The sequence below is a fragment of the Micromonospora sp. NPDC007208 genome, from assembly GCF_042869175.1.
Taxonomy (GTDB): Bacteria; Actinomycetota; Actinomycetes; order Mycobacteriales; family Micromonosporaceae; genus Micromonospora; species Micromonospora foliorum.
Window position 1 is genome coordinate 241,820 of sequence record NZ_JBIAFG010000002.1, and the last position, 22,175, is coordinate 263,994.

General features: G+C 66.2%; 22 protein-coding genes. 14 read left to right on the top strand and 8 right to left on the bottom strand.

Annotated features, from left to right (window positions below):
• The first annotated feature begins 64 nt into the window (after nt 1-64).
• The 6 genes from brxF (at nt 65) to ACFYL6_RS04595 (ending at nt 12,032) form a co-directional block, all read left to right on the top strand.
• Nucleotides 65-610 (top strand): BREX-3 system P-loop-containing protein BrxF, encoded by a 546-nt coding sequence (brxF, locus tag ACFYL6_RS04570; protein ID WP_387167375.1) that lies wholly within the window; start codon nt 65-67, stop codon nt 608-610.
• Nucleotides 610-4,305 (top strand): DUF6079 family protein, encoded by a 3,696-nt coding sequence (locus ACFYL6_RS04575; protein ID WP_387167378.1) that lies wholly within the window; start codon nt 610-612, stop codon nt 4,303-4,305. Before brxF ends, ACFYL6_RS04575 begins: the two co-directional genes overlap by 1 nt.
• Nucleotides 4,302-7,028, top strand: a complete 2,727-nt coding sequence (locus ACFYL6_RS04580; RefSeq protein WP_387167381.1) for a DNA methyltransferase — start codon at nt 4,302-4,304, stop codon at nt 7,026-7,028. Before ACFYL6_RS04575 ends, ACFYL6_RS04580 begins: the two co-directional genes overlap by 4 nt.
• Nucleotides 7,025-9,532 carry a helicase-related protein gene (locus ACFYL6_RS04585; protein ID WP_387167384.1) on the top strand — a complete coding sequence of 836 codons (2,508 nt, stop codon included), beginning with the start codon at nt 7,025-7,027 and terminating at the stop codon, nt 9,530-9,532. Before ACFYL6_RS04580 ends, ACFYL6_RS04585 begins: the two co-directional genes overlap by 4 nt.
• Nucleotides 9,533-10,167: 635 nt before the next feature.
• Nucleotides 10,168-11,328, top strand: coding sequence for a PglZ domain-containing protein (locus ACFYL6_RS04590; RefSeq protein ID WP_387167388.1), 1,161 nt, complete (start codon nt 10,168-10,170; stop codon nt 11,326-11,328).
• Nucleotides 11,325-12,032, top strand: coding sequence for a hypothetical protein (locus tag ACFYL6_RS04595; protein WP_387167391.1), 708 nt, complete (start codon nt 11,325-11,327; stop codon nt 12,030-12,032). Before ACFYL6_RS04590 ends, ACFYL6_RS04595 begins: the two co-directional genes overlap by 4 nt.
• On the opposite strand, the gene ACFYL6_RS04600 is transcribed toward ACFYL6_RS04595, so the two are convergent.
• The 3 genes from ACFYL6_RS04600 to ACFYL6_RS04610 are packed head-to-tail and all read right to left on the bottom strand — an operon-like array spanning nt 11,976 to nt 14,484.
• Complete coding sequence (locus tag ACFYL6_RS04600) at nt 11,976-12,626, bottom strand: DUF1643 domain-containing protein (protein ID WP_387167394.1); 651 nt, start codon at nt 12,624-12,626, stop codon at nt 11,976-11,978. The two genes, ACFYL6_RS04595 and ACFYL6_RS04600, sit on opposite strands and share 57 nt — an antisense overlap.
• A 59-nt stretch (nt 12,627-12,685) precedes the next feature.
• Nucleotides 12,686-13,513 carry a DUF6308 family protein gene (locus tag ACFYL6_RS04605; RefSeq protein WP_387167397.1) on the bottom strand — a complete coding sequence of 276 codons (828 nt, stop codon included), beginning with the start codon at nt 13,511-13,513 and terminating at the stop codon, nt 12,686-12,688.
• Nucleotides 13,510-14,484 (bottom strand): DUF4268 domain-containing protein, encoded by a 975-nt coding sequence (locus ACFYL6_RS04610; protein WP_387167399.1) that lies wholly within the window; start codon nt 14,482-14,484, stop codon nt 13,510-13,512. The genes ACFYL6_RS04605 and ACFYL6_RS04610 overlap by 4 nt, the downstream gene beginning before the upstream one ends.
• A 115-nt stretch (nt 14,485-14,599) precedes the next feature.
• On the opposite strand from ACFYL6_RS04610, the gene ACFYL6_RS04615 reads away from it, so the two are divergent.
• Entirely contained in the window at nt 14,600-14,818 is a 219-nt protein-coding gene (locus ACFYL6_RS04615) for a hypothetical protein (protein WP_387167402.1), read from the top strand.
• Nucleotides 14,819-14,855: 37 nt separating this feature from the next.
• Here the strand turns inward: ACFYL6_RS04615 and ACFYL6_RS04620 are convergent, their stop codons facing one another.
• Nucleotides 14,856-15,098 (bottom strand): winged helix-turn-helix domain-containing protein, encoded by a 243-nt coding sequence (locus tag ACFYL6_RS04620; RefSeq protein ID WP_387167405.1) that lies wholly within the window; start codon nt 15,096-15,098, stop codon nt 14,856-14,858.
• Nucleotides 15,099-15,408: 310 nt separating this feature from the next.
• Between ACFYL6_RS04620 and ACFYL6_RS04625 the strand changes: the two genes are divergently transcribed.
• The 4 genes from ACFYL6_RS04625 to ACFYL6_RS04640 are packed head-to-tail and all read left to right on the top strand — an operon-like array spanning nt 15,409 to nt 16,600.
• The gene (locus tag ACFYL6_RS04625; RefSeq protein ID WP_387167408.1) at nt 15,409-15,663 is read left to right on the top strand and encodes a hypothetical protein; all 255 of its coding nucleotides are present in this window, start codon (nt 15,409-15,411) and stop codon (nt 15,661-15,663) included.
• Nucleotides 15,660-15,923 (top strand): cell division protein DivIVA, encoded by a 264-nt coding sequence (locus ACFYL6_RS04630; RefSeq protein ID WP_387167411.1) that lies wholly within the window; start codon nt 15,660-15,662, stop codon nt 15,921-15,923. The genes ACFYL6_RS04625 and ACFYL6_RS04630 overlap by 4 nt, the downstream gene beginning before the upstream one ends.
• Nucleotides 15,920-16,183 carry a hypothetical protein gene (locus ACFYL6_RS04635; protein ID WP_387167414.1) on the top strand — a complete coding sequence of 88 codons (264 nt, stop codon included), beginning with the start codon at nt 15,920-15,922 and terminating at the stop codon, nt 16,181-16,183. The genes ACFYL6_RS04630 and ACFYL6_RS04635 overlap by 4 nt, the downstream gene beginning before the upstream one ends.
• A 9-nt stretch (nt 16,184-16,192) precedes the next feature.
• The gene (locus tag ACFYL6_RS04640) at nt 16,193-16,600 is read left to right on the top strand and encodes a hypothetical protein (RefSeq protein WP_387167417.1); all 408 of its coding nucleotides are present in this window, start codon (nt 16,193-16,195) and stop codon (nt 16,598-16,600) included.
• A gap of 141 nt (nt 16,601-16,741) precedes the next feature.
• Here the strand turns inward: ACFYL6_RS04640 and ACFYL6_RS04645 are convergent, their stop codons facing one another.
• A complete protein-coding gene (locus ACFYL6_RS04645) occupies nt 16,742-17,329 on the bottom strand; it encodes a flavoprotein (RefSeq protein WP_387167420.1) in 588 nt (195 codons plus the stop codon).
• 215 nt (nt 17,330-17,544) lie between these two features.
• Here ACFYL6_RS04645 and ACFYL6_RS04650 point away from each other — a divergent pair, with 215 nt between their 5' ends.
• Together ACFYL6_RS04650 and ACFYL6_RS04655 are read left to right on the top strand one after the other, a co-directional pair.
• Entirely contained in the window at nt 17,545-17,976 is a 432-nt protein-coding gene (locus ACFYL6_RS04650) for a hypothetical protein (protein ID WP_387167423.1), read from the top strand.
• Nucleotides 17,859-18,653 (top strand): FAD-binding oxidoreductase, encoded by a 795-nt coding sequence (locus ACFYL6_RS04655; protein ID WP_387167426.1) that lies wholly within the window; start codon nt 17,859-17,861, stop codon nt 18,651-18,653. Before ACFYL6_RS04650 ends, ACFYL6_RS04655 begins: the two co-directional genes overlap by 118 nt.
• A 207-nt stretch (nt 18,654-18,860) precedes the next feature.
• Here the strand turns inward: ACFYL6_RS04655 and ACFYL6_RS04660 are convergent, their stop codons facing one another.
• A complete protein-coding gene (locus ACFYL6_RS04660; protein WP_387167429.1) occupies nt 18,861-19,742 on the bottom strand; it encodes a fibronectin type III domain-containing protein in 882 nt (293 codons plus the stop codon).
• Between the two features lie 206 nt (nt 19,743-19,948).
• On the opposite strand from ACFYL6_RS04660, the gene ACFYL6_RS04665 reads away from it, so the two are divergent.
• Nucleotides 19,949-20,854 (top strand): hypothetical protein, encoded by a 906-nt coding sequence (locus ACFYL6_RS04665; protein ID WP_387167431.1) that lies wholly within the window; start codon nt 19,949-19,951, stop codon nt 20,852-20,854.
• Between the two features lie 65 nt (nt 20,855-20,919).
• On the opposite strand, the gene ACFYL6_RS04670 is transcribed toward ACFYL6_RS04665, so the two are convergent.
• Both ACFYL6_RS04670 and ACFYL6_RS04675 read right to left on the bottom strand, forming a co-directional pair.
• Entirely contained in the window at nt 20,920-21,141 is a 222-nt protein-coding gene (locus ACFYL6_RS04670) for a hypothetical protein (protein ID WP_387167433.1), read from the bottom strand.
• 126 nt (nt 21,142-21,267) lie between these two features.
• Nucleotides 21,268-22,122 carry a hypothetical protein gene (locus tag ACFYL6_RS04675; protein ID WP_387167436.1) on the bottom strand — a complete coding sequence of 285 codons (855 nt, stop codon included), beginning with the start codon at nt 22,120-22,122 and terminating at the stop codon, nt 21,268-21,270.
• Nucleotides 22,123-22,175 lie beyond the last annotated feature (53 nt).

The following is a 22,175-nucleotide window of genomic DNA, read 5'->3' on the forward strand; positions in this document are numbered from 1 at the left end:
GCGCTCGGAGCTGCACCGACTGCAGGCAGCCTCGGCTCCGTCCCGTGTGACTGCTGCTGGCCAAGTGGACGCCGTCCGTGTCGGTATCAACGTGGAGGTTCAGGCTTTTGCGGAACATCACCTCCCGCTGTGGCCGCGGACAGGCCACGAAGTATGGGCTGAACTTCGCTCACGCCGCGGCGTCGCCTTGATTACACCCCCGAGCGTCGAGCAACCCGATGCCGACGCTGCAGCTGTTGCCAGCTTGTTCGCGTCGCTCGTCCACGACGATCCGGTACCGGTGGGGCTGACGTTGGCGGCGTTTGACCATGCGCCAGCAGACAGCGAGGTCTTCACTGCTCTCCTCGGCCACGCCGTGTTGACGGACCTAGACGTATTATTCGACGTCGACTTGCATCTAGATCCACTGCGGCTCCTGCGCCGCCTGGCGGCCTCGCGCGCCGGGGTTGTTGCGGTCTGGCCTGGCTCCGTGCAAGGTGCGAACACGCGCTATGCCTCCCCCGGCCACCGCGACTACTTCGAGGCTCGGCTGTCAGAGTGCCTCTTGTTACACCCTCGCTCGACCGTCTTCGACGACCAGGCCCCGTTCGACCTCGAAAGGCTGCCCTAATGCTGTACCGCGATCTGATTCACTTCGAGCCTCTCGAGAGTGTGAAGCAACTCCGGGCTGCTGGCGGCGCGAGCCAGGCCGTGGAGGACGTCCAGACGTTTGTGATTTCTGCGAGCATGCGCGAGAACCTCGTGGACGTCGTCTTTCCGCAGCTTCGCTTCGACAACCCCGACGTCGACCACAAGGGGTTGCTGCTCATCGCAACCTACGGCACTGGCAAGACCCACCTCATGAGCTGTCTGTCGGCTGTCGCGGAGGACGTCGCCCTTGCGGCGAAGCTCACCGACGCCGACACGGCCGCAGCCGCCGAGAGTGTGGCCGGTAAGTTCAAGGTCGTCCGCGTTGAGATCGGCGCAACCAAGATGGCGCTCCGGGACATCATCGCCCGCGAACTCACAGACGGCCTCGCCGCTCACGGCGTTACCTTTACCTTTCCGCCGCTGGATCAGGTGACGAACAACAAGGCCAGCCTGGCCGACATGATGGCTGCCTTCGAGACGGTGCACCCCGATCACGGGCTCCTGTTGGTTGTCGACGAATTGCTGGACTACCTGCGCACTCGGCGGGATACCGAGATCATTCTCGATCTAGGCTTCCTGAGGGAGATGGGAGAGTTCTGCCGGGACTCCCGCTTTCGCCTCATTGCTGGAGTGCAAGAAACCCTCTTCGACAACCCCAGGTTCACCCTCGCTCAAGACGAGATCCGCCGGGTTCGCGAGCGGTACCAGCAGTTCCGGATCTCACGTCAGGATGTCGCGTTCGTCGTGCAGCGGCGCATCCTCGGCAAGACCGATGAGCAGAAGTCGCAGATCCGCAGCCACCTCACCAGGTTCAGCGAGGCTTTCGAGTCCCTCGGCCAGGACCTGACCACCTTCGTCGACCTGTTCCCGGTTCACCCAGCCTATCTCCGCACCTTCGAAAACCTGACGATCGTAGAGAAGCGCCGCGTACTTTCCAGCTTGTCTGAGCAGATTCGGCAACGCCTGGACACAGCCGTACCGGACACCGAACCCGGCCTGATCTGCTCCGATAGCTACCGAGCGGAGCTGGAGTCGGATCCGTCGAACAAGACCATTGCCGAGGTAAAAGACGTCCTCGACCGCACACGCACCATCCGCGATCGCGTTGAACGCGGGCTCGCAGTTAAGACCGACGTGCCGCCGGCGCTGCGAATCGTCGACGCCCTAGCGATACATCGGTTAACCACCGACGACGTCGAAGCCCCCATCGGCCTCACCTATGACGAGTTGCGGGACGACCTGTGCCTGCTGCCACTCGGCACGCCCGAGTTCGACCCCGCGTTCATTGCCTCAAGCATCGAGACGCTTGTCGACGAGATCCTCAAGGCGGTTTCGGGCCAGTTCCTCTCCGTCAATCCAGCGAACGGCCAGGTCTACCTGGACCTGAAGAAGACGGTCGACTACGAGCAGCAGATCGAGGAGCGTGCAGCGACCCTCGATGACCCGGACCTGGATGCTGGGTACTACAAGGCACTCGAGCAGGTGCTCGAAGTGTCCGGCGACCCCTACCGGGCGGGATACCGCATTTGGGCCTACGAGCTGCCATGGGCCGATAAAAAGGTTACGCGGCCCGGTTACCTATTTATGGGTGCGCCGAACGAGCGATCGACGGCACAGCCTGCGCGGGACTTCTACCTGTACTTCCTGCAGCCCTACGCCCCGCCACCGTTCACCGATGAGCGTAAGCCCGACGAGGTGTTTCTGCAGCTGGACAACCCCGACGCCGACTTCACCCAGGCCCTACGGCGCTACGCGGCAGCCAATGCAAAGGCCGGTGAGACGACTGCTCAGCACAAGCCGCACTTCGTATCCCGCCGAGACAAGCACCTGCAAGAGATGGTTGGTTGGCTGAAGGCGCATATTCGGACAAACCTGCTGGTTACGCATGCCGGTGTTACCAAGCCCTTCGGTCAGTGGCTGTCCGGTGCGACGGGGGCCTTGCGCGGTATCAAAGAGCAGGTGGACGCGATCGCCGCCCACGTCCTCGCTAGCCACTTTCAGACGCGGTACCCCGGCTACCCGGCGTTTGCCGGGCAGGTCACTAACGCGAACCTGGGCACAACCGTGACTGCGGCGCTGACCATGCTCGCCGGGCGCGAGACCCAGATGGGTCGCATGGCGCTGGCCGCGTTGGAGCTGTTGGATCTAGACAACGTGGTCACGGACACCGGCCCGTACGCCACGCACCTTGCGGGCGCGCTTGCCGCCGCCGGCGGGCAGGCCGTCAACGCGGATCAGTTGTTCACAACGCCGGACGGGCCAGGCGGGGTTCGCGTGTGGGGCCCCTGGCACTTGGAGCCAGAGTGGACTGTGGTGGTCGCTGCGGGCCTGGCCCACCTGGGCCGGGCGGAGCTCGGATTCGCCAATGGCACCAAGGTCGGGGCGCATAATCTGGCAACCCTGACGCAAGTGGGCCGAGACGATCTGGCCCTGCTCTCCTATGTGACGACTCCAGCGGGTGCCGACACGGCAGCGCTGCGACAGGTGGCTCAGCTTGTCGGCGTTGCGCCGGGGATCATCACGCTTCCGCTACCGAATGAAACGGTTGCGACCCTGGTTACAAAGGCCGAAACGGTGTTCGGGTCGGTCGCCGCCGCCAAGGCCTATCTACAAGGCACTCCCCGTCTATGGGGCGAGGAGATCTTCGACAACCCAGCGGCGCGGATCGGCCGGCTAGACGCCCTGGCAGCACTGTTGGCCGACGTCAAGGGCCGTAACACTCCTGGCAAGCTCGCCCGCTTCGCCGTCGCCGAACCCGCCGTGCTGGCCGCCGCCGCCGAGGGTAGGACGGAGCTGGCCCGGGTAGAGCAGCTGCGGGAGATTGCTGGCACGCTCACCGACGACCTGCGCTACCTAGAAAACGCTGGCGCCGTGCTCGGCGTCGCCGACCCGTACGTCGAGGAGGTGGAGCAGGGAAAGGTGCTGCTGCGCGACCTCCTGCGCGCCGCCAAGGTTGACAAGGCGGCGGCAGGTCGGGTTCGTCGGGCCGCCGAAGAGTTGAAAGCCCACTACAAGGCGTTTGCCGTCGAGCGGCACACTGCCGACCGGCTTGATGTGCCCGGCGACGTCGTCAAGGTGGAACTCACCGGATCCGGAGTGTGGCAGGACCTCCGGCAACTGTCCGCCGTCCCACTGCTGCCGAGTGGTCAGTTCGGCCAGCTGGAGACCGAGGTTGCCAACCTCGTCACATGCAAGACCTTCACGCCTGCCCTGTTCGACGCGACGTTCACCTGTGCAGCCTGCAATTATCGGCCGGTGCCGTCGACCGGACCGACAGCTGCTGCTCGTCTGGCAGAGGTCAAAGCGCGAGCGCCACAGCTCTGGCAGCAGTGGATTGACGCCATGAGTGATGTGGTCGTCGAGGAGGACGTTGCCGGCCAGGTGAAGTTTTTGCCCGGCGATCAGCAGTCAGCGGTCGCCGACCTCGTCGGGGGCAAGGTGAGTCATGGCGGCGTGTCCTCCACGTTGGTGGCTGCGGTGTCCACCCTGGTCGATCGGTTCGAAGTTGCTCGAGTTACCCCGCGCGAGCTATGGGAGGGGCTGTTCTTGGACGGGGCGGCGATGACTCCCGCTGAGGCCGCCGCCGCCTTCACCAACTGGTTGACCCAACTGACCGCCGCGCACGGCGGCGACTCCTCCCGAATCCGTATCGTCCCCGCTCAGGAGCAGGCGTGACAAACCCCGAGCCGTTGTTTAAAGACCCAAGCCGCAGCGCGGGCGGGACCGCCTCGGCTCGGCAGGAGGAGGAGGCGGCCTCGCGAGCCGATCTGGCAGAACGATTGGACAGCATTACGGGAGCTGGACGACCGGACGGGGATGCCGCCGACCTGGTCGCGATGTCGGCCCCGCCGTGGCATACGGCGTGCCCCAACCCCTACCTGCAGGACTGGCTGACGCGCACCGCCCCGGCGGGGGCGGACGACAATGAGCGGTCAGACCCGGGTCCATTCTTGGCCGACGTCACCGGACGGAAGACGTCCCTGCAATACAAGGCGCACTCTTACCCCACGAAGGTGCCGCCAGAGATCATCGTTCAGCTGCTGACCCACTACACCCGTCCCGGTGATGTGGTCCTTGATGGGTTTGCAGGCTCTGGCATGACTGGTGTTGCCGCGCAGATGTGCGCCGACCCTGATCCCGCCCTCCGTAATGAGGTCGAGCTGCAGGCCAAGGGTCACGGGCGAACGGTCCGGTGGGGCGCACGCCGCGCAGTGTTGAACGATCTTGCTCCCGGAGCCACCTTCCTCGCCGCTGGCGTCACGCTGCCCGTCGATGGCTCGGCCTTCGACAAGGCTAGTGCAGCCCTGCTCGATCGCTTTGACCGCGAGTACGGCTGGATGTACGCCACGAGGACGGAGAAGGGCCGGGAGGCCGTTATCGACTACACGGTCTGGTCGGAAGTGTTCACCTGCTCCAGCTGTGGCGGGCCCATTCTGTTTTACGACGCTGCCTTCGATGCCGCAACCGGAGAGGTTGCTGAGCAGTTCCCCTGCCCGAACGTCGGTTGCGGGGTCATGACTCGTAAGGGCAAGGAGCGGGATAACGGCAGCGGGGGCGGTGCCGCAGGGAAAACTACGACGAGCAAGGGTCTTCCACTGGCCATGCGCCGACGGAAGGTGCCCGTGCGGTTGCTGACCGGTGAAATCGTCGACCGGATCGACCTCCGCCCGGTTCGCATCCATTACCGATACAAAGACAATGGAAAGTGGTTCACTGGAAATAAGGCCCCTGACCGCGATGACATGGCAGTACTGGCACGGGTGTCGCAGCTTCAGGTCACAGGCGTCCCCACCCAACCGCTGCCGATCTCGGAGATGGTGCACGGCTCCCGACTCGCGCCGAAGGGTTTCACCCACACGCATCACCTCTTTGCCGACAGGGCCCTGGCGTCGCTGTCCGTCCTCTGGGCCTGGGCAGGCGAAGAGCCGGATGGAGACGTTCGTCGCGCCTTGCGGTTCTGGATCGAGCAGGCTTTCTGGGGTCTGTCGTGGATGAACCGCTACCGCCCAGACGGCTTTTCGCAGGTGAGTCAGTACCAATCGGGCGTTTACTACATCTCTGCCATGCCATCGGAGTGCCGGCCCCGCTATAACCTTGAGGGGTCCGACCCGAAGCGTGGGAAGCGGGCCACGCTCGTCAAGCTGTGGTCGTCGACGAAACGGCGGCGCGACACAGTGATGATCACGACGGGTGACGCTACACGTCTTCCGCTGCCCGATGCTTCTATCGACTACGTCTTCGTTGATCCGCCCTTCGGCGCTAATATTCCTTACGCCGACCTCGCCCAAGTCGTCGAGTCCTGGCACCGTGTCACTACTTTCGCTGCCGACGAGGCGATTGTGGACGAGCGCCGTGGCAAGGATATTCAGGTTTACGGCGCACTCATGGCCTCGGCGTTCCGGGAGTTCGCCCGGGTACTCAAGCCTGGACGGTGGATGACCGTGGAATTCTCCAACTCCAGCAACGAGATCTGGGGGGTTATCCAGCAAGGCCTCGCCGACGCCGGGTTCGTTGTAGCGGACACGCGCGTATTAGATAAGACCCAGTCGAGCTATAGGCAGGCGACCGCGGCCAACGCGGTTAAGCACGATCTGATGATTTCTTGCTACAAGCCGGACATCGCGACGGCTGACACTGTTCGTACTGCAGCTGGTTCTACTGAAGGGGTGTGGTCGTTCCTACGAGATCACCTAACCCACCTGCCGGTTACTGAAGGGCGGCGCGGTAAGGCTCTGCCGATCCGGGAGCGGTTCCCCGACCGGCTAAATGAGCGGATGGTGGCTTACTACGTGGCCGCTGGCATTAAGCCTCCCATGACTGCCCAACAGTTTTACCGCAGCGTCGAGCAGATCTTCGTGGTTCGCGATGACATGGTCTTTCTGCCCGGCCAGGCTGCCGCCTACGAGCGGTTCCGGCTGACGTTTAAGGAACTCGAAGCTGCAACGTTGTTCGTCACCGACGAGTCCAGTGCCATCATGTGGCTGCGTCAGCAGCTCAAGCGCAAACCGCAGAAGATGCACGAGATCCAGCCGGCGTTCCTGCGCGAACTGGAGACCGGGGAGACGCCCGACACCCTGCCCGAGTTGCGGGCTCTGTTGGAGCAGAACTTCGTCACTGACTCAGACGGGCGGTGGTCGGTGCCCGACCCGGCGAAGGCGGAACACCTCGATCAGCTGCGGACTCGAGAGCTGCTTCGGGTGTTTGACAGCTACGCTTCAGGCACCGGAAAGCTCCAGCGGTTCCGCGGCGAGGCTGTAGCCGCAGGCTTCAAGAAGGCGTGGGCTGAGGGCGAATACGGCCGGATCGTCAAGGTTGGCAAGCGGATCCCCACCGAAGTTCTGCCGGACCTCCCAGCAGCCCTCGCCTACTACCGCAACGCTCTCAAGCGGGTCGGATGAGTGGCATCCTTCACGATGGCTTTCATTCCCCTACCGCCTACGCGGTTGGGGACTGGACCTGGTGGACCGAAGCCGGCCAGGCCTGTCAGGTTCTGGCCGTTGACGAGCTATGGGGAGCCCACCTCGCCGACGTCTATACGCCCGACGATCATCGGGTCCGTACTGTGCCGCTCCCGGATTTGGCCCCGATCGCTACCAGACCCTGGGCCGCAGCAGAGCTCCGTTGGCGGGCTGCGGCCCTCAGGGTCCATTCCCTTGCGGCCGCGGGGGAACCGATTGCGGTTGGCACCGCCTCGGTCCGACTACTACCGCACCAGTCCGCCATCCTGACCCGTGCGCTGCGCATGGATCCGGTCCGGCTGGCTATCTGTTGTCAGGTCGGACTCGGAAAGACCACCACTGCGGGAGCGATCATGGGCGAGCTGGTGGCCCGGGGCCGAGCCCGTCGCATCCTCGTAATTGCCCCAAAGGGCGTCCAGTTGCAATGGGTCGCGGAGATGCAGGAGAAGTTCGGTACCGACTTCGTCCGCATCGGCCCTGAAGGGGTGCCCGTCGACTCCAGCCCCGACATCTGGCGTGCCTTCGATCGGGTCGTGACCAGCATTGACGCGGTGAAGCCGATGCGGCGCCGGGCAGGCTGGACACCACAGCAGGTCGCCCAGTTCAACGAGAGCCGCTACAGCGCGGTCGTCGACGCAAGCTGGGACATCGTCGTCATCGACGAGGCGCACCGCGTCGCGGGATCGGATGAAGATGTCGCGCGCCACCGCCTTGCCGCCGCGCTTGCCACGGCGGCTCCGCATCTGCTGCTGCTCACCGCCACCCCTCACTCTGGCAAGTCCGAATCCTTCCGGCGCTTCCTCGGACTCCTGGACGATGAGTTCGTTCAGGGCCGGCCTGTCAACGCCGATACCGTCGCCAGCGTTGTTGCCCGCACAGACAAGCGCACCGCTGTCGACCACGATGGTCGGCTACTGTTTCGTCCTCGTATCACAGCCCTTGACGTCGTCTCCTTCGATCGCCATCCCCGGCACCGGGCCCTTTACGAGGCTGTCACCGACTTCGTACGGACCGGCTACACCGCCGCTCAAGCCTCTGGAAACACCGCAATCGGATTTCTCATGTTGCTGTTTCAACGGATGGTGACCTCAAGCACTCCCGCACTTCTGTCGGCTCTGGAACGTCGTCGGCTCGCCCTCGCCGCCGTCTCGGCAGCCCGCCGAACCACTGAACCTGATGTCCAGCAGTGGCTTGAGCTGACCGGCGAAGACGCTGAGGCACTGCTGGATATCCTGCCTGCCGACGAAGCCAGCCTCGCCGCCTTGGACCACTTGCTAGAGCTCGCCCGCTCTACCACCGCGACAGGGCCAGATCCCAAAACGCTGCATTTTCTGGACCTGCTACGGCGCCTACAGCGCAGTGAAGGTGACCCTTCGGTCAAGGTCCTGGTATTCACCGAGTTTCGCGCCACACAGCAGATGCTCGCGGATCTCCTCAATGCGCAGGGGATCCGGACCGTCACAATCGACGGCAGGATGGGCCTGTCCGATCGGGCCGACGCTCAGCGTCGATTCGCCGAGGACGCCCAGGTCTTGGTTTCTACAGACGCCGGTGGGGAGGGCGTCAACCTGCAGTTCGCCCACGTCGTGGTGAATTGGGACCTGGGATGGGCGCCGACGGCGGTTGAGCAGCGCGTGGGCAGGGTTGATCGCCTGGGCCAGACGAAGGTTGTGAAGGCCTTCAACCTGGTGCTCGCCGACACGGTTGACGAGCGGGTGATCGAGGTCCTAACCGTGAAGCTTGAACGCATCCTCGCCGAACTCGGCGTGGACGCCCGGGCGGACGTCCTGGACTCCGCTGCCGCCCACGTCACGGACCTCTATGTGGCTGCCATCGTCGAGCCTGACCGGATGGACGACGCAGCCAAAGGCTTCGAGCAAGCCACTACTGCTGATGTGCGCGACGCCGAGGATGGCCGCCGGCTACTCGCCGAGCTCGCCGTCTCCCCGCCCCCACCGCCGCCCAGCCGCATGCCGGCGCTCCTGGCTGCTGCCGCTTCTGGCTCCGCTAGCCTCGGCGCAAATCGGTTGGGTCGTTCGTTTGGCCAGCGCCGGCGCCCCGGCCCGCGGGACCCACTGGCGCAACTGCCGACGGTCGCACCGGGCGAACCGGCGCCGGTCATCCGAGGCGACGCGCCCGGCTGGCTGCTGATTTCCCGCGTGACCGTGGATGCTCGGACTCCTACTTTCAGTGCTACAGCTCTGTTCATTCACGACAGCGGGCGGGCGGACCCGGTGCGCGGCGACCAGCTTTGGTCGACGCTCTCAGACGGGGAGCTGGAGGCCCCCCTCATGGGTACCGCTCGGGTTTCCACCGACCAGCTCAAGGCCATGGCAGCCAAAGCCCGTGACTACGCGTACCGTTCGTTGCAGAAACTCGCCGCCGGACAACCGATGCCGGCTCCCAGCATTCGACCCGCTCTCCTGGTCCGGGTGCAGCCGTGAGCCGCTGGACGACCCTGCTGGGATCCCTCGACGTTGCGCCCGGCGAGGTTTTGCTCTACTTGGATCCACATGCCTTGGACCATCCCGTCGGAGATGGCGAGCTCTGGCACGCTCAAACGCGCTGGGATGTTCGCCGCGTCTACGAGCAGCAGGTCCGGGGGAGAACCTCCGACGCCGCCCCACTCGTCCTCCACGTCACGGACCGAGACCTCCGGCGCCCACGCGACCTCCCGTGGGACATCGGCCAGCTCCCATACCGCATCCTCGACCCCGAGCTGCCCGATTCCGTCCGTGACGAGCTTCATCAGCTGCCCCCGGACGTCGCTGCACAGCTCGTCGGTTCCGGTACCTACGGCCTACGATTGGCCTCGGCGGCTCGATACTTGGCTGGCCGAGCGTGGCCGCCCGAGGCAGACACCGTCCTTGCAACCGTAGTGTGTTTGCTACCACACACCCCACCGGGACTCCGCCGTGCTCTGGCTGCCAGCCTTCCCGTTGGAGCGGCTCGCGATCTGCTGAGCGCAGCTGACCCGCGGGTCAAGCTTGACGCTCTTTGGCAGGACTGGGCCGCTGTGGGTGGCGCACACCCTCTCCATCCACAGCTGCATCGGGCTACAGGGGATCTCATCGACCTCGTGGCCAGCGGCTATTTGACTCCGACTGGAACGGACCGAGAGGATTTGCCGCAGGTAGTTCGGTTGGTGCGACCTGCCGTCGATCATTTGGCGGCTGCGGCCAAGCTCCTGGACAACCCTCCGCCGCTGCCCGGTGAGGTCTCCGGCAGCTTGCCCCGGTGGCTGGAAATTGCAGACTGGTGGGCAGCAGTCAGGCTCCACTTCGCCGCGGCACCACCCGCCAGCTTTAACGATGCAGCCGTGGTGACGGGGCAAGCGTGGTGGAACAAGACGGACACCGCTTGGGTCGCCTGGCTGCGCGCCCATTACGGCGCGCAGTTGAGCCGGTCCCATGTCACGCCGGCAACTGTCGACAAAATCGGCGCTCATTTGAACCATGCCGCCGTTGTGCAGGGCGATAAAGTGCTCTTGCTGGTGATGGATGGCATGGGTGTCGCCCAATGGCAATACCTTCGCAAGGTCCTCAATCTCACTGTCGCCACGGACCGGAGAGTGCTGGCGATGTTGCCGACGATTACCTCCGTCTCACGTCAGGCAATTTTCGCTGGCCAACTGCCGACTCGTTTTCCGGACTCTATCAACCGGACCGATGCCGAGGACCGGCGCTGGCGCGAGTTTTGGATCAAGGCGGGTCTGAGCGACCGTGAGGTCCACTACGCCCGGACCCCGGGCCGACATGCGGGAGACTGGCCAGACTTGCCAGACGCTAGCGTGGTCGGCGTCGCTATCAATGCCGTTGATGACCTTGTGCACGGGTCGGACGTCAACGATGACCATCAGCTGCTCGCGTCGCTGGGTACGTGGGCCCATGCCGGGCTGGTGCCAGCTGCCCTGGCGTGGGCCCGGCGGCACGGGCATCGGGTCTGGTTGACCGCCGACCACGGCAATGTTGTCTCGCAAGGGCTCGGGCAGCCGATCCCCAATGAGGGAGCGGCGGTCCCGTCGCGTGGCATCCGGGTTCGGCAGTACGCTAACCCTGTCCTGCGGAACGTAAGCAAACTGCCTGGAATTGCCTGGGATCCGCCCGGCTACCCACCCACATCACGACCGCTGCTGTTTGCTCCGGGAAGCATGTGTTACCGAAACAGTGCCACGTTGGTCACCCACGGCGGCCTTAGCCTCGACGAAGTCGTGATTCCGTTCGTGGAGGTAATCCCGTGAGCCGTCGTGTCCTACTCGACCGTGACTTAGCGCTTCCCTGGCTTAATGCAGCGCTCGCGGTCGCCGCCGATCGCACGGACCCTGTCCGTATGCGACGCGCCCTAAAAACGGCGCTCACCGACGCGCCGCTGGCCGATGAGGCGCGCAAGAAGACGGTCACCGCGCTGGCCCGCACGTGGATCATTCCGAGCAAGGAGGCAGGCGGCGTAGTCGAGTGGGCGACGGTGCACCGCGACGAAATCGATGACGTCCGGCCACTCCACCTCGGGGCGCTGCTGGCTACTCAGCCCTTCTTCGCCGACCTCCTCGCTGAGACCGGCCGCCTGTTCGCCGCAGGTGCCCCTGAGGTGGGCACCCCCGAGCTACGCCGTAGGATGCGTGCGATCTGGGGGAGTCGACGCAGCGTTGATGTCGGCGTCCAGCGTGGAGTCAAAACAATGCGCGCAATCGGGGTGCTCACCGGCCGACCATCCTCGTCAACAAGCGCCCGATCAATGTTGGAGATTACTCCTGACGTCGCAGCATGGCTCGCCCGCGCTCTACTGGTGGCTCGTGAGGCGGATTCCGTGGGCGTCGATGATCTTCGTACGTCCCCTGAATTCTTCGCCATACGGTGGCCGCGGGTGATCCCTCGTACCGCAGAGGGGCTAGAGCAGCATGTCGAGGGCGTGGGCCGGAGGGTGCTGGTCCGGACGCGCTCGTGAGGCTTCAGGCTCCCCTGGACCAGTGGGAACCCGTTTGTCCGTAGCAGCTGTGCTTTCTATGGGGCTCCAGCGAAGAGCCGCCGCGAGTCGGAGCTCGAAGGTGGCGCCTGCATAACGATCATGGATGGGGCTGGTGTGTTGGCGCCATCGGGAGGGGTGCCTGGGAGACCGGCCGACGTGTGCAACCCGGTCGTGTCCGCCGGCTGCGAGCCCACGGACCGCTGCCTCAATCAAGGCTAGCCATTCGTGCTTGCGCCAACCTGCAGGAGCTCCAACCCCCCAGCCCGCCACAACCACGTCAGCCGATTGAGCTGCGACCTTAAGTCGGAAGGTTAGCGTCTCCAGATCCACCTTGCCCGCCACGTGAAACAGATCCCGCGTCGACCGAGTGGGCTCCTCGATGAGATTGGCGATGTCGACGGAGTCGGCGTGCAACACGCCCGCCAGGACTTCGAGGTTGCGCCAGGATGTGGTGTCCTTCGCTGCCCCTAACGGTGGATTACACAGCACAGCGAGCAGGCGACGTTCGGTTGGGGTCAACGGACAAATAGGTACTGGGCGCAAGAGGTCCTTGCCAACTTCTCCACTAGTCACGGAGATAATCTTCGCATGCTTGGATGCGCTGCCTTTGGGCGCCCGTGCGCTGATGCACCTCAAGGAGACCTGTCTCGGGCCAGGCGCCGCATAACGTCAGTGGCTCTGCGGGACCTGCTCCAATGCATCCACATGACCGTATCCAGTATGCGGATAAGAGGCGTGCCGGGCCGCAGCTGCAATATCCGATTCCGTCGATCTCGCTTCCTCATGATTTCGCGCAGCGTGGTCCAGTACGTGTCTTCTGCGCAGCCCAAGTGACTAACGACGACACTGTCAACCACGGGTATAAGGTCTGGGCGCTTGCGGGCCAACAGTTTTCCCGCCTTGGTCGGTCCAACCCCAAGGCGCGACTTGGTCAAGAGCCGCCAGAGTGCGCCCGCGGCAGCGAGTTGCTTGTCTGACGACTTCCATAGCGGTACCTGCAGGGGAATCTGAGCAAACATTCGCTCGGCCCGCTCGGCGAGCTCACCGCCGGCGAGTAGCGCCCGCACGGCCGCCGGCTTGAAGGCAACGTCAAGCAACGTCACCGCCAGCAGATCCGCCGTCGTCACCGTGTTCCGCTCATTCGGTTCCAGCGCCAGGAAGGTGTCGCCGGCAAACCCTTCACTGGAATCGTAGAAGGCTGCAACGGCCTGTGGCGTCCGGCGATCGTTGAGCAGTTCATCAAGGATCTTGGCGACGCGCTCGACCTGACCTCTGGGCAGCGGCGGCAGCTCGGCTGGCGTGAAGTCAGGACGGACTTCTGTCATGACATGGATCGGCACCCGAGGCCGCATGACGCCATCCTCCGCTTCGGTGGGGGCGGCCAGCGCGTTTCGGCTCGTGACGCCGGTTCCTTCGGATTCGGGGTCGGGCGGCTGTTGGGAGCGAGGGCGCGCGCTCACGACGCAATGAGATTGTTCAGGCCGCCCGCCGTAGCTATCGCCTGTCGAAGGCGTGTCTGAGCCGCGATGAACCACTCCACATAATCGTCCCAATGGCCGGTGTTCGTGATGTCGCCCTGGTGGTATTCCGCGATGCGACAACCCTTCTTGCCGGCCAGCGGCTCGAAGGACAGCGTGTCGCCGTAGCTGGCCTCAAGCTTGTGTTGCGCTCTTGAGAACCGGGCAGCATTGACGGTGGCGTCCGGATCCTGGAAGTAGATCTCGCTGGACAGGCCGGACTTGCCGAACGAGCAGTTGAAGGACAATCCACCCATACCGGTCGGTAGTGACTGCCAGTTCTGCGGCAACCCCTTTCGCGACGTTGTCCACGAGAGCTGCCGGGCGTGGACGACATCCAAGAACCGCGTCCAAAAATCCTGATACGCCAGGGCGCGGCTACTCGCGGTGGTCTCCGCGTGAGTGCTCGCCTTCACCTTCTTGCCCCAGTCGTTCGGCTGCACGACCAGACGCATGAGTGGAGCTGGCAGTGATCCGGCAATCCGTACGGCGCTGATCTCTATGCCGAAGAATCGAGTGTCTTCGTCGGTCCTGGTGTTCAGCCAGTCCAGCGCGGCTCGATGTTCCTCGCGGAACTTGGTAGCAAGCCATACCACGTTGACCGGATCGGTCCCGCCAGCGTAGGTGAGCAGCTGGCCCAAGTGGCTGTGATCCGTGCCTGCCAGCTGATTCTCGATGATCACCGTCTCGTTGCTTGCCTCGTCGACGCCGATGAGGTCCAGGGCGAACCCGCCCACCGGATGCTCAGCCGCAGACAGCGCCAGGTCCATTCCCAGTACCTCGCCTAGTACGTCAGCATTCGCCAAGAGCCACGGCGTGAAGCTGTGCGCCTCGTGCGCCCATACGTCGCGAACATCAACTGTTTCGAGCTTGCCTAAGACAGGCATGCCGCCAGCGACCTCCACCGATGTCATGCAGCAGACAGTATCTGTCCCAGCCATATCGGCGCAGCCTCACGTCGGCGGATGGGTCGTCTTCGTCAGTTCCGAGCCGCTCGGTGCCATCGCCTTCGACGTAGACGTCCGGCGGGTGTTCCTGCGGACGCAGCTTGCCGAGTACGACGACCTGGACCACATCGTGGATGTGGCCCGGTGCCTGCACCCCGAGCGACCCGGCGAACTCGACTTTCCCGCCTGGCTGGTCGGGCTGCGGTGGTGCGGTGCCGGAGTTCCAAACTGCGGGGCCTGCGTGCTGCGTGAGCTCTGCCCACGCGACGTGCATCGGGCAGCGGCCGTTCGAGGTAGCTGAAAGCAGCGTCGGCGGTCGTACCGACGGCTTCTTGCCCTCATTCTTTGGAGGACTTGGCAGCTCGGTCGGCAACGAACGTGCCCTTGCCCTGTTGGCCTTCAACCAGGCCGCGGTCGCGAAGGATCCGTAGTGCCGCCTGCGCGGTGGAAACACTGACCTTATACTGCTCGGCCAGCTGCGCGTACGTGGGCAGCTTCTCGCCTGGCGCCAGCTCTCCGCTGTCGATCTGCTCTGTGATGGCGTTGACGACACGTAGATAGTCCGCGGGTCGGTTAGGCATGTGTGATGGCACTCCTCGCTCGGCTCTTCGATTTGAGCACAAGGGCGTCATCAACTACAAGATGCATGTTGACTTAGGTAAGCACGTCACCTAACATCGTCGGCGCGGGTTTCCTCGCTCGGCAGCCTGGTTTCCCGCGCTTTGCCAGGTGTGCCAACAGCAACGTGAGGATGCTTTCCGCTGCTCAAAGTGGCTGCGGAACGCGCAAGCAGGCCCGGGGTGGGTGCTGGGCTCCGGTCGGTACGGGCGCGCGGTCGTACCGACCGACCCCGCCCGCTTCGGCGCCGCCACCAACCGTTCAAGGAGGGCCATGGACTCGACCGAAGAGATACTCGGCGAACTACCCCTACCGCCCTACGTCACCGCCGAAGACACCGGCCTCGCCGTCAAGGCGGTCACCCTGCACGCCGCCGAGCAGTGCCCCGACCGTCCGCGGTGTCGCAACGACCGCGCGCCCCACCCCTGCCAGCTTCACCGCCGGGGCCGCCGGGTCCTCGACCGACGGGGCCTCACCGGCCGGCAGATCGGCGCGCTGATCGCCGAGCAGGAGGCGCCGCAGCGATGATCTATGTGACCGGGGAGCGCCTGCACCCGCACCACGCCCGCATTGCCTCCTTCGACACCCGCTGGCGCGGCCTCGACCCCGCCCAGATGCACGACTACCTCAACCGGGTAACTGACGAACTCGAACGACTGCACCGCGAGCTGACCACGGCGAACACCGAGGCCGAGCGCATCCGCCAGGCGCTGCGGCGGTGGCAGTCCCGGCACACCGGCTGCCGTCACACAGATCCAGGTTCACCGAACAGCCGGTGGCAGCGATGACCTCACCCCGGTGGATCATCCACCTTCCCACGACCCTGACCAGCGTCGACGGGGCCATCATCCTGGCTGCAGCCCTACGCGACTCGCTCGGCCACGTCACCGCTATCGACTTCGGCGAGACCACCCTCAGCGAGGAGGATCGCCAGTTCCTGCGTACCCGAATCTGGTGTGACGCCAAGCTCGACGGGGCCGGCCGCTGCCGACGCCGCGACGACCACGACGGTCCGTGCAGGGCCACGGATGAGGGCCCAGGCCGGTAGCGTCCGGGGATGCCCGACACCTCGCACGACGGCCTGCTGGCCGGCTTCACGGCTCCCCGTCCATACACCATGGAGACCGTCGCCGACGCTCCCCGCGGCCCCGGCGTGCACGTGGTCCTCGACGGCGGCGTGGTCATCTACGTCGGCCGGACCAGGCGGGGTCTGCGGGATCGCCTCCGGCAGCACCTGACCGGCAACCGCGACTCATCGGTGCTGCACGACCAGGTCGGCCAGCTCCTCGACACCCCAGGCAACGCGGCGTCGGCCGCCGACATCGCCGGCTGGCTGAGTCGGCGCGAGGTCCGCTGGCAGGAGACCGACAACCCGGAGGGTACTAAGGAAGCGCTGGTCGTCGCCCTCAAGCCGCGCTTCAATCGGCAGGTGCCAAAGTCACGTGACGCGAACGGCGGCGAATAACCGAGCGGCGAGTGGGTGACTGCCCCAGACCGGAACAGCTCTTGCCTCCGACCTTCAGCGCAGATCGATCTCCATACGGCTGAACGGCCCGTCGAGAATGTCGAAGCGTGCCTATGCTCTGGGCATCGGGCGAGGCTGCGGTTAGGGGCCAGTTGCGTGGGGCGAGTTCGAGGGGCGCGCGTGGGATTCAACGTCGGTGACATTCTTGCCGTTCAAGCCGAGCGCCGCCCGGAGCGCTTCGATGACCACGCTCCAACGCGCCGGCCCGTTCAGTGAGTTCAGCGGGTTCCCGTCAGCGACGACCACGCCGGCAGCGCGCAGCACCGCCAGGTGACCTGCGTACGCCGGATGAGCGGCCAACTCCGCCTTGGTGTGCGGAAACGCGATGATCGGTAACCCCGCACCCAACGACTCGTTGAGGACGCCGAGTGCCAGCGTGTCGTTGATGCCCAGCGCCCACTTCGTCACCGTGTTGAACGTGACCGGCGCGGCCACCACCACATCAGCCGGCGGGTGGGGCTCCGGGTCGCCGGGCATCCGCCACTCCACGCGTACGAGATAGCCGGTCTTGTCTTGTAACGCCGCCCGGTCGAGCCACGTCGCGGCGGTCGGGCTGACGATCATGCACACCCGCCACCCGTCGGCGATCAGGAGGTCGACCAGCTCGTCGATGTGTTCCGCCGGACCCGCGGCGCAGACGACCAGATACAGCACCGGACGTTCCGTCATGCCCGCAGTCTGCCCGATTCGACAGTCGCAACGTCGAGCGCATACCGATCACGCATGCCGCCCATGATCACCGCGACATGCCGTTGTGCCTGGTCAGCCGCGAGAGTCGACGCATGGCCCGGGGCGGGTGCCTTGTCCCGGAACTGCGCTGGCCCTCAACGGCACAGCTCCTCCCGCCCGCCCCGGTGCCAGCCCATCAACGTTTTGGAGCCGGCATGCCCACCGTGATCGACGACGACCACCCGGCCCACGTGAGCCTGGCCGCCGCCTGGGAGTCGGTCGACGTGCGGGCCGCCGGCGACTTCTGGTGCACCCTCGAAGACCGCCGACCTGGGCTGCTCCCACAGCGCGACGCGCCGCTGTTCTTCACCGCGCTGGGCCGCCTCCTGGTCGGTGGCGACGCCCCGGCGAACCGGGCGGCGCTGCTCCGGGTGCTCGGCCACGCGTACCGTCATTTCGACCTGCTTCCGCACGCCACCACCATTGGCGACGCGCTGCTCGCCACCGTTGCCCGCCGCGCGCACCCACTGTGGACGCGCCGCCGCTCACCATCGCCGCCGAGCGCGCCCTGTACCGCGCCACGCACGCCATTCGCCGCGCCGCCGCGCAGGCCGGCGACGGCCGGGCCTGGTGGCACGTCGAGGTGATCGGCCACGATCGGCCGTCGCCCGACATTGCCATCCCGACGGTACGTCCCTGGCGGCGATTGCCCTTCCAGCCAGGTCAGGCCGTGCCGGTCTGCACGCCGCGCCTGCCCGGGCACTGGCGCTGGCTCTCGCCGGCCAACGCTCCACGCGCGGACGGCACCGTCGAGCTGCACGTCCGCGCCGTACCCGCCGGCACCGTCTCCCGCCGGCTGGTCCATGAGGTACGCCCCGGCGAGCTGCTCTGGCTCGGCCCACCCCGCGACACAGGCCTGAGTCTCGACCCGGCGAGCACCAACGGCCTGCTTCTCGTCGCCGGTGGGACCGGCCTGGCACCGCTGCGCGCGTTGGTCGAGCAGGTCGCCGCCGCACCGGACGGCCGGCGGGTGACGCTGATCGTCGGCGCGCGCACCTTCACCGACCTGTACGACGCGATCGCCCTCGACAAGCTGCAGTGCGCCCACGAGTGGCTGACCATCGTGCCGGCTCTCTCCGACGACCCCTGCGCAGAGCCGGCCGAGCAGGGCGACGCCCTGACCATCGCCCTCGACCATCACCAGCCCGGCCAGGACGTCTACCTCTGCGGCCCACCCGCGATGCTGGCCGATGCGCGGCCACGGTTGCGCGCCCTCGGCGTTCCCGCCGCCCGCATTCATCTGCCCGAAAGCTTCACAGGCTGATGGCTCTGTCTGCGCAGTGGTGAGGGACACCGCGCCCGTGCGGCGGAGCCAACGGCTCAGCACCCAGGGCGGCAAACGGTCGATAGTGGTTCCCCGAGAAGCGTGATGCCTGTGAGTCATCATGATGATTCACAGGCATCACGTTCGTCGGGAAAAGGCCGGCCGGACCTGGGGCACGTCGGTCGCCCAGCGCCTAGTCGGGAGTGGTCAGGAGTAGGTGTCGCCGAACTCGCGTACCCCGTCGACGTCCAGTGTTATCCGGTCGTTCTCGGTCCACTGGCTGGTCGCGGCGACCCAGCTCGGGTCGTCGCGTTCGTCGATGTTGCTCCAGCTGTGTCGGTGATGCCGTAGCTGGATGGGCCCGGTCGACTGGCCCAGCGCGAGCGTGTCGTCGGTGAAGGTCAGCTCCACCCAGCCGGGGACCGGCGTTCCCGGGACCGGGTACGGCGGCGCCGGCGTCGTCATAGCACCGGGTGGCCCGCCCGGCGGGATGAAGAACTGCACGCTCTGCTGGATCCGGTCGCAGCCCAGTGCGGCCCAGTCGCAGTTCGGCACCAGTGAGGTGTTGCCGCCCTCGAAGCGCAGGTGGTAGCGCACCCGTACCGTGCTCAGGTCGAGCGGCCCGGTGCCGGTGTTTGTCACCTTCAGGAGGTGCTGGATCTGGTTGTTCGTCGGTGACCAGTCCAGGTTGAGGTAGCTGACCGTCGCGCGGCCGGCCGCGGTCCGCACGGTGGTGGTCGGCGAGGTGTCCGAGTAGCCGCCGAGCGCGCGGGCGGCAACCGCGATCCGGTACGTGGTGCCGGGTGCGAGGTCGGTCAGCGTGATCGTGGTGTCGGTGGTGGAGCCGAGGAAGCGGTACGTGTTCGGCCCCAACGGCACCTGCACCTCGTAGTTGATCGGCTGCTCCGCCCCGGGCTCGACCCAGGCGGAGGGCGCCCAGCTGAGCGTGAGCTGATGTGGTTCGTTGGCCACCACCACCGGGGTGCCGGGGGTGCTGATCGCCGGGCCGTCGGCGCGGGCGGTGTTCACGGCGAGCAGGCTCGCCAGCGCGGCGAGGGCGATGGTGGCGGTGACGCGGCGAGCAGGCATAGGCGAATGGTATGCACGAGCGTCGATGCGTGTGCATCGTCCGTCAGGCCAGTGACGCCGACAACGAATCCAGTCCGTTACGCGACGTAGTCGGCTTGGAGATAATGCCTGGTCACGCGGCTACCTAGCGTGAACCCGTCATCACGAACGGCCTCGACGTCGGCGTCGCACCTGCCGCCCCGTCCGGCCTCAGACGGGAGAAACACATGCGTGCTCAGAACGAAACCCGCCGGTTCGGCGCCCGAGTGTCCGTACTCGTGCTCGGTCTTGTCGCGACCGGAGCGGTGCTCGTCCCGGCGAGCCCGGCGTCCGCCGCGGTCCCCGGTCTGGTGCGGGTCGCCGCCACCAGTGTCAACAACTCGGCCGACTACCACAGCGTCACGGCGACCTGCCCGGTCGGGAAGGTGCTGACCGGCACCGGCTACGAACTCAACGGCGTCACCGGCGAAGGTGTCGTCGACGACCTGCGTCCCAACGGCGGCGTCGCCACGGCACCGACCGCGGTCACCGTCGGCGCCTACGAGACCGAGGCGTTCGCGGGGAACTGGTCGGTGACGGCGTACGCCATCTGCGCCAACCCACTGCCCGGCCTGGTCCGGATCGCCACGGCCAGCGTCAGCAACTCGGTCGACTACCGCAGCGTCACGGCGACCTGCCCGGTCGGGAAGGTGCTGACCGGCACCGGCTACGAACTCAACGGCGTCACCGGCGAAGGTGTCGTCGACGACTTCCGGCCCAACGGTGGCGTCGCCACGGCACCGACAGCGGTCACCGTCGGCGCGTACGAGTCGGACGCCACGGCCCTCAACTGGTCCGCGACCGCGTACGCGATCTGCGCCAACCCCCTCGCGGGCCTGGTACGCACCTCAGCCGTGGGGGCCAGCACCTCCCTCGACTTCCGCAGCGTCACGGCCACCTGCCCGGTCGGGAAGGTGCTGACCGGCGCCGGCTACGAGCTGAACGGGGTGACCGGCGAGGGCATCGTGGACGACTTCCGCCCCAACGGCGGACCCGCCACCGCCCCGACGTCCGCCGCGTCCGGTGCCTACGAGGAGGACGCGTTCGCCGGGAACTGGTCCGACACGGCGTACGCCATCTGCGCCACGCCGTAGAAACCGGTCAGCCGGTGCAGCCGCCCTGCGAACGTGCGAGCCGCTGCACCGGCTGAGTGGTCGGCTCAGGAGCCGCCTTGGCGCTGGATCCGCCCGTCGCCCGAGACCTTGGCCCGGCCCAGGTCGCGTTCGGTGCCGGCCGGGCCGGTCGCGGTACGGCGGTGCCGTTGGTCGGGCGAGTGCTCCACGGGCGAGCCCTGGCGGCCCGGAGCGCCGCTGCCCGGATGCCGCCGGCCTCGTGCCGACTCGCCGCCGCTGTCGTGTTTGTTCTGCTTGTGGCTACCCATGGACCGCGCGTACCCCGTCACTGTGCGGCTAGTCCTGAGCCCCCGTCAGCTCCAGTGTCGTCCCGACCGGCTCGGTCCACTGTCTGGCAGCGATCGGCCCCGTCAACGCTCCGGGAGGGAGCGGAGTCACGGATTCCAGTAGACGAGAACCTTGGCCTGGTCGAAGCGTCGATCCTTCAGGTCGGCACGCTGGATCACCCAGTGGATGGTCGCGCCGCCTTGTCTGCCGCCGTGGAACTCGGCCAGCAGGACCCAGTCACCATGGTCGGGCGGCCCACCACCGCGCACCGGCCCGTCCGAGCCGGACCAGCCCGAGGGGTTGGCGCCCAACCACGCGGGGTTGAAGCCGTTGCAGTCGGTGCCGTATCCGCCCAACAGCAGCGGCGTCGTCCAGCCTCCAAAGGAGAACATGCCGTCCGACACGTTGCCCAGGACGTTCTGCCACACCTTGGTCATCTCTTCGAACGGGGGATCTCCCGGCAGCGGCGGAGACCACGGGGGCCCCGGGATCGTCTTGACGTAGGGCAGAGAGATGTCGACCGTGAGGTGCAGATCGCCCTGCGGGATTTCCGTGTAGACCTCGGCACACTCCTCGTCGTCCGGAGAGAATCCCGGCGGATACTGCTCTCGCTCGTCAGTGGCCACGCCCGCCGGCACGTACATCACCTCGCCGTAGCCGTCTTCCTCGGGCCAGCCGAACAACAGCAACTGGCCGTCGGACGGTAGCGGAAGGTCGGTCACGTCTGCCGGAAGAGCAGCGCAGTCGATGGTGGCGATCAAGGGAAACTTTGGGTCCTCGGCGTCGGCCGGGAGCATCACGGGTCCTCGGATGGCGCCCACGACCGGCCCGTCACCTCCCTGTGTCAGGAGGGCAGACGGGCGGGCGAGCCCCAGCCAGCGCTCCACGTCGGCGGCGGGGATGTCGCGGCGCAGGGCCTCGGCGCGGACCTGATCGAGGATCTTCACGTTTCGGGGAAGCACGGGAGCACCGTAGATCAACCAGGCGACGTTCTTCGATCCCGCCGAATGCTGGC